Origin of the sequence: Demequina iriomotensis (assembly GCF_000971395.1) — a bacterium.
GTDB lineage: Bacteria > Actinomycetota > Actinomycetes > Actinomycetales > Demequinaceae > Demequina > Demequina iriomotensis.
The window spans coordinates 345,098-351,266 of sequence record NZ_BBME01000011.1; the positions used below are offsets into that span (position 1 = coordinate 345,098).

Annotated in this window: 10 protein-coding genes; 9 read left to right on the forward strand and 1 reads right to left on the reverse strand. The window is 65.8% G+C overall.

Features of this window, described 5'->3' with window-relative positions:
- Position 1: 1 nt before the first annotated feature.
- Positions 2–652, reverse strand: a complete 651-nt coding sequence (locus tag AOM09_RS06825) for a helix-turn-helix domain-containing protein (RefSeq protein WP_062385914.1) — start codon at positions 650–652, stop codon at positions 2–4.
- 194 nt (positions 653–846) lie between these two features.
- Here AOM09_RS06825 and AOM09_RS06830 point away from each other — a divergent pair, with 194 nt between their 5' ends.
- From AOM09_RS06830 to AOM09_RS06870, 9 genes are all read left to right on the forward strand, one after another.
- A complete protein-coding gene (locus tag AOM09_RS06830) occupies positions 847–1,050 on the forward strand; it encodes a helix-turn-helix domain-containing protein (RefSeq protein ID WP_062385917.1) in 204 nt (67 codons plus the stop codon).
- Positions 1,051–1,072: 22 nt separating this feature from the next.
- Complete coding sequence (locus AOM09_RS15355; RefSeq protein ID WP_062385919.1) at positions 1,073–1,405, forward strand: hypothetical protein; 333 nt, start codon at positions 1,073–1,075, stop codon at positions 1,403–1,405.
- Positions 1,402–2,439, forward strand: a complete 1,038-nt coding sequence (locus AOM09_RS06840) for an AAA family ATPase (RefSeq protein WP_062385921.1) — start codon at positions 1,402–1,404, stop codon at positions 2,437–2,439. Before AOM09_RS15355 ends, AOM09_RS06840 begins: the two co-directional genes overlap by 4 nt.
- A gap of 13 nt (positions 2,440–2,452) precedes the next feature.
- Complete coding sequence (locus AOM09_RS06845) at positions 2,453–2,905, forward strand: hypothetical protein (protein WP_062385923.1); 453 nt, start codon at positions 2,453–2,455, stop codon at positions 2,903–2,905.
- On the forward strand, positions 2,902–3,399 hold the full coding sequence (locus tag AOM09_RS06850; RefSeq protein ID WP_062385925.1) for a hypothetical protein: 498 nt from the start codon (positions 2,902–2,904) through the stop codon (positions 3,397–3,399). The genes AOM09_RS06845 and AOM09_RS06850 overlap by 4 nt, the downstream gene beginning before the upstream one ends.
- Complete coding sequence (locus tag AOM09_RS06855; RefSeq protein ID WP_169747627.1) at positions 3,392–4,141, forward strand: terminase large subunit domain-containing protein; 750 nt, start codon at positions 3,392–3,394, stop codon at positions 4,139–4,141. The genes AOM09_RS06850 and AOM09_RS06855 overlap by 8 nt, the downstream gene beginning before the upstream one ends.
- Positions 4,138–4,809 (forward strand): hypothetical protein, encoded by a 672-nt coding sequence (locus tag AOM09_RS06860; protein WP_062385929.1) that lies wholly within the window; start codon positions 4,138–4,140, stop codon positions 4,807–4,809. The genes AOM09_RS06855 and AOM09_RS06860 overlap by 4 nt, the downstream gene beginning before the upstream one ends.
- Positions 4,802–5,221, forward strand: a complete 420-nt coding sequence (locus AOM09_RS06865; protein ID WP_062385931.1) for a hypothetical protein — start codon at positions 4,802–4,804, stop codon at positions 5,219–5,221. The genes AOM09_RS06860 and AOM09_RS06865 overlap by 8 nt, the downstream gene beginning before the upstream one ends.
- Positions 5,222–5,340: 119 nt before the next feature.
- Positions 5,341–6,169 (forward strand): phage major capsid protein (locus tag AOM09_RS06870; RefSeq protein WP_062385991.1); only part of this gene is annotated, 829 nt, incomplete at its 3' end.

The following is a 6,169-nucleotide window of genomic DNA, read 5'->3' on the forward strand; positions in this document are numbered from 1 at the left end:
GTCATTCCTCCTGGGAATCGGTGTCGCCGGACACGGTCGTGTTCGGCCCTTGCGTGTATCGCAAAGTCTTCTGGCGCAGCTCGCCCATGAATCGGGCGTTGCTCGCGATGTCGTCCTGCACGCCCGTGAACTGGCTCTTGGCGGTCGCGAGATCGTCAAACGCCTTGTCAAGCGCGTTCTCCACCGCCTGCGCGTTCATTTCGATCTGATTCGCGAGTTCGAGCAGCTCGACGATCTGATTCGCGGTCGCGTTCGGGTCGCCGGTATCCGTGGCGGGGTGATAAGCGTCGACGCTGATCTCTTGCGCAGGGACGCTGACGGGCGGTTCGCCCGGCTTGCGCTTTGTTCGGATTCGATCTGAGCCGCCGAAGTGAACGGTTGAATACGGAATCGTCTCGTCGCGGTCTTGGACGGTGCCGTGCGCCGTGAGCAGGCTTCCGGGGTGCACCCGGAAGACCTGCGCGATCGCGACGATGTCATCGACGGTGAACGCCCGGTCGCCGCGCTCGGCGTCTGACACCTGTGAAATGCCCCAGCGCAGTCTCGCGTCACCGAGGACGATGCCAATCTCGCCCCCAAAATCCGACTGACTCATGCTGTGATGCGCGCGATAGCGCCTGATGTTGTCGCCCACGATGCGCCTGATATCCATGATGTTCTCCTGATGAGTACGTAATACTCGACCGTCTGGCTCGCTATACGCAATACATCTTGACTCGGGCCGACCATGCTGTCAAGATCGGTTCTGTAGCGCTTGAGTCGATGGAGTCGGCGAAGCTGCCGCACTGAGCGAGCCGGGTGCTCGCGGACGGAACTCACGAACTTCCTTCCGCTTGGAGCCCTGAAATGCAGACCAGCACCCACGTCGACCTCGACGAAATCCGCAAGCGCCCCACGATCACCGTCACCGAAGCCGGACAGCTGCTCGGCGTCTCACGCGGCAGCGCCTACGACGCAGTCCGCGACGGCACCATCCCCTCGATTCGAGTCGGACGCCGCTACGTCATCCCCACCGCACGCTTCCTCGCGCTCATCGGCGCAGACAACTGACCTCGACCCCTGGAAGGGCACCATGAACACCATCAGCTGTGGCGTCGAGATCGACCTCCGCGCCGACCGAACTGACATCGACCTCAACCGACGACGCGAGCGCGAAGTGCTCGACCGCGTCCGAGCCATGAAGCCCGGATGGACGCTGAAGCTCATCGTGAACACCGACTCAGCATTCGCGGCGCACCCCGAGCGCATCGGAGCGGCAGTCCCGGACGGTGTGCGCATTCAGATCGTCGCCGAAGACCCGCACGTCGTCACCGTCTGGGCGCGCCGCCTCACCGAACGCACCCTGCTCGACCTCATGGTCGCCAACGTCGCCGATGCCCTCGACATCGAGACGAGGCCCTGGTGACCGACGTCCTCGCAGGCGCATTCAACGCGACCGAGCTCCGTGCACAACACTTCGACCCCGTCGAGTACATCGTGCCCGGCATGATTCCCGAAGGGCTCAGCCTGCTCGTCGCAGCACCCAAGATCGGCAAGTCGTGGCTGGTGCTCGGACTCGCCGCAGCAGCAGCCGCCGGCGGCACCGCATTCGGCGCTCTCCGCGTCTCACAACGCCCCGTCCTGTACCTGGCGCTCGAAGACGGTCCGCGACGCCTGAAGGACCGCCTGACGTCCATTCAGGCACCCCAGGCACTCGACCAGCTCACGTTCCTCACAGAGCTCACAGGGTCAGTCCTGGACGTCGTAGAAGCCTTCCTGCAGGCGCACGAAGGCAGCAAGCCGCTCGTCATCCTCGACACGCTCGGCAAGGTCATGCCCCCGGCACGCCCCAACGAGCCGCAGTACGAACGCGACTACCGAATCGGCTCCGCACTGAAGAGAGCGATCGACTCCGTCCCCGGAGCAGCGCTCATCGTCGTGCACCACACCCGCAAGGCACAGGCTGAGGACTTCGTCGAGACGGCGTCCGGCACGAACGGACTCACCGGAGCAGCCGACACGATCATGGTGCTCCGACGCGAACGCAACAGCGCCAACGCCACCCTCTCCGTCACAAGCCGCGACGCAGCCGAAGGCGAATACGCCCTCACCATCGACGACCACGGTCACTGGCGGCTCGAAGGCGCAACTCTCGCCGACGCGAAGCGCGCAGCCCGGACCCACACCGCGACCGCGAAGCTCGGCGACGGTTCAGCCGCAATCGTCGAGCTCCTGAACCAGTTCCCCAACGGCGTCAGCGCCCGCGATGCATCACTTGCATCAGGCATGGACGAGCACTACGTGCGCAACATCCTCGTCCGAATGCACAAGGCGAACCGCATCCAGCGCGTCGGACGCGGACTCTACGCACCCCTACCTATGACCCCTGGTGCAAGTGATGCAAGTGATGCAAACCAGGGGAGCAATGCACCACTCGCATCACTTGCATCAGCCTCCTAGAAGGGAACCCGCCATGAGCACCACCATCAGCGCCTTCCAGCGCTACATCAGCGAACACCCCGAAACAGCCCTCGACCTCAACGACGTCCTGTTCACCCTGCAGGCCGAAGGCAAGCTCACCAGCCGCGAGATCGCAGCAATCCACCAGCACATGCGGGAGGCGAACCTCTCTTTCCGCGCCGAGCTGGGGGTGAGCGAGCTGGAAGCTGCACAACCCGTGAGCAACGTGCCTGGTAAAAGGGTGCAGAACTTCTCTCATGGAGAAGTGGTCAGCCTGCGCTCCGAAGTGAGCCGTGCCCACGAGCGAGTACGCACTGCAGCCCCCGCCTACGGCAACGCCCTCGACATCCTCGCCAGCTACGACCCGTCAGCTGTGCAGGCAGTCCGCGACTACGTCGGTGCCCTGCGCGGCGAGTGCGCCGCAGCGCGCATCTATGTGCGCGACACGAGCGGGAGGCAGGCATGAGCGACGCACGCTGCAAGGTCTGCACGCACCCCGAGCGCGGGCTGATCGAGAAGGACATCACGAGCGGCATGTCGAACACGCGTGTCGCATCGCATTGGGGCATGTCGAAGGATTCCGTGATGCGGCACAAGCGGGCGCACCTGTCAGCCGCTCTGAAGGGCGTAATCGCTCGACGGGATACGGAGTCGGGGACGCGGGCGCTCGATCGTCTGGAAGGCCTGTACGGGCGTGCTGAGGGCATCCTCGATGCGGCCACAGAGGAGGGCAAGGCGTCGATGAGTCTCGCGGCGATCAAGGAGCTGCGGGGCATCGTGGAGCTGTTGGCGAAGCTGACAGGTGAGCTGGACGAGCGGCCCACGGTGCAGGTGCTGAACGTGTCGACGTCTCCGGAGTGGCTGGCGACGCGGGACACGCTGATGCGGGCGCTCATGCCGTTCCCTGATGCGGCGCAGGCGGTCGCGCAGGCGCTGGAAGCTGGTGAGGGCCGTGGGTGATCTGGGGCGTGATCTGGCGGCTGCGCTGGACCCTGTGCGGTTCGCGGCTGGTTTGGGCTTCGAGGCTGAGCGGTGGCAGGCGCGGCTGGTCCGGTCGCGTGCTCGGCGGGTGTTGGTGGCGTGTGCTCGGCAGGTGGGGAAGACGACGACCACGAGCTTGAAGGCGCTGCATGTGGCGGTGTATGAGCCGGGGTCGCTGGTGTTGATCATCTCGCCGTCGCAGCGGCAGTCGGACGAGATGCTGCTGCGGGTGAAGGCGCTGTATCGGGCTCTCGGGCAGGCGAAGCCCTCGCGAGACTCGGGCTCGGAGCTGGTGCTCGAAAACGGCTCGCGCATCGTCTCGCTGCCGGGCACAGAGGGCACGTCGCGTGGCTTTGCAGGGGCGAAGCTGATCGTGCTCGATGAGGCTGCTCGCGTCCCGGATGACATCTTCGCGTCGGTGCTGCCGATGGTCGCGTCCGATGGGGCGATCTGGGCGCTGTCGACGCCGTGGGGCAGGCGCGGCTGGTTCTTCGAGGGCTTCGAGTCGCGAGAGGCGACGTGGGAGAAGCATCGCGTCACGGTGTACGAGTCGGCGCAGTACGACGACGTCCGCATCGCGGAGGTTCGGGCAGCTCTGGGTGGCTTCGTGTTCGCGTCGGACTACGAGTGCGTGTTCGGGGATACGGACACGCAGCTGTTCGGCTCGGAGCTGGTCCGGGCTGCATTCACGTCGGCTGTGAAGGAGCTGGTGCTGCCATGACGAGCTACACGGTGGGACTCGATCTCGGGCAGGGCATGGACTTCTCGGCGCTCGCGGTTGTCGAGCGGGTGCTGGTGCTTCCTGCGCATGTGAGCGTGGGGGAGTTCTGGCGTCGTCCGAACGCTCACGAGCTGATCGAGGAATGGCATGTGCGGGCTTTGCGCAGGTGGGAGCTCGGCACCCCGTATCCGTCGATCGTCGCGGACGTCGTCAGGACGATGCGTGCCCCGGTGATGGATGACGCGATGCTGCTGATCGACGGCACGGGCGTCGGGCGTGCGGTGCGGGACATGTTCTGGGATGAGTGGGACCAGTCCCGCTTCGGCGTGTACCCGCCGCGCGCGGTGACGATCACGGCAGGGCACAAGCGCAACGGCTGGAACTTCCCGAAGACGGACCTGTTTGCGGCTGTGCAGGTGCCGTTGCAGCAGGGGCGTCTGCGTATCGCGGACGGGCTCGCGTTGGGGGAGACGTTGGCAGACGAGCTGCTGCAGTTCCGGCAGCGCATCACGGATTCCGGCAGGGACGTCATCGACTTCGAGCGTCGTCCCGGTCAGGGACACGGCGACCTGGTGAACGCGCTCGCGCTCGCGATGGTCGTCCCGAACACGGCACGTCGACCGGACGTGATCGAGAACAGCACACACATGGAGGTTCAGCATGGATGACACCGATCTGACGCAGCTGCCGGTCGAGCGGCTGGTCGAAATGGTGAAGGACAAGCGCAAGGCTGAGGCGTCGCTGCGGCAGCGTCTCCGCGATGCGGAGGGCAGGGCTGACAAGGCTGAGGCGTCGGTGCTGGCGTTCCAGCGGGAGGCGTTCGAGCAGCAGGCAACGGATGCGGGTGTCGCGTCGACTGCGCTCGCGGACCTGAGCTCGCACATCGAGCTCGGCAACCTTCTCGGGGACGACGGCACACTCGATGGGGCGAAGGCTGGTGAGGCGTTGAAGGCGCTGCGTGCGGAGCGTCCGCATCTGTTCAGCTCGGGCGCTCACGTCACGACGGGCACGAGCGCGCGCTTCGACGGAGCTGGGGACAGCGACCAGCCCGCGACGTGGGCTGACGTTCTTCAGCCGTGATGCTTCAGGTTCGAGGTGGGTGCGAGTATCCTGGTATCAGGCCTTGCGCCCACCTTGAACGCCTCCATGCGGGGCAGTCGCCCAAGCTTCTCTGACTGCTCTGATTGGGGGCATTTCTCATGCTGGAAACCACCACGACTGACGTGAAGGGCATCAGCCCGGACAAGATCACGCAGCTCATCACCATCCCGGTGCAGAACGCATCGGTCGCCGCGCAGGTCGCGCAGGTCATCGACACCGATGCGACCCGCACTCACATCCCGCTCGTCACCGCTGACCCCGCTGCGGCGTGGGTTGCTGAGGGCGACGAGATCGGCGCGTCTGCCCCGACCGTCGACGACATCGTCGTCACCCCGGCGAAGGTCGCGGGTCTGACGATCATCACGAACGAGCTCGCAGCGGACACGTCCCCGGCAGCTCAGGGCATCGTCGGTGACGGACTCTCGCGCGACATCGCCCGCAAGATCGACGCCGCGTTCTTCGGCTCGAAGGGTGCGAGCCTGGTGCAGCCTGCCGGGCTGGAAGACCTCACGGGCGTCACCGACGTTGATGCGGGTGCGGCGTGGGCGAACCTCGACCCGTTCGCGGAGGCGATCTCGAACGCGGAGGGTCTGGGGCTGACGGTGGATTCGTTCGTCGCGAACCCTGCCGACGCGCTCATCCTCGCGAAGCTGAAGGAGGCGGCGAGTTCGAACCGTCCGCTGCTCGGAGCTGACCCGGCGAACCCGACGAAGCGCACCCTGCAGGGCGTGAAGCTCTACGTGTCGCCTGCCGTGACGGTGGGCACCGTCTGGGGCGTCCCGCAGGCGCGCGTGTTCATGGTGCGCCGCAAGAACGTCGACCTGCAGGTCGACCGTTCGGCGTACTTCACCAGTGACCGGACTGCGATTCGCGCCACGATGCGTGTCGCGTTCGCGTTCCCGCACGAGGCTGCGATTCAGAAGGTCG

What these genes read in the sequence shown, in the direction of transcription:
- AOM09_RS06825 (WP_062385914.1), bottom strand. Translation starts at nt 652, where the DNA reads ATGGATATCAGGCGCATCGTGGGCGACAACATCAGGCGCTATCGCGCG.
- AOM09_RS06830 (WP_062385917.1), top strand. Translation starts at nt 847, where the DNA reads ATGCAGACCAGCACCCACGTCGACCTCGACGAAATCCGCAAGCGCCCC.
- AOM09_RS15355 (WP_062385919.1), top strand. Translation starts at nt 1,073, where the DNA reads ATGAACACCATCAGCTGTGGCGTCGAGATCGACCTCCGCGCCGACCGA.
- AOM09_RS06845 (WP_062385923.1), top strand. Translation starts at nt 2,453, where the DNA reads ATGAGCACCACCATCAGCGCCTTCCAGCGCTACATCAGCGAACACCCC.
- AOM09_RS06850 (WP_062385925.1), top strand. Translation starts at nt 2,902, where the DNA reads ATGAGCGACGCACGCTGCAAGGTCTGCACGCACCCCGAGCGCGGGCTG.
- AOM09_RS06860 (WP_062385929.1), top strand. Translation starts at nt 4,138, where the DNA reads ATGACGAGCTACACGGTGGGACTCGATCTCGGGCAGGGCATGGACTTC.
- AOM09_RS06865 (WP_062385931.1), top strand. Translation starts at nt 4,802, where the DNA reads ATGGATGACACCGATCTGACGCAGCTGCCGGTCGAGCGGCTGGTCGAA.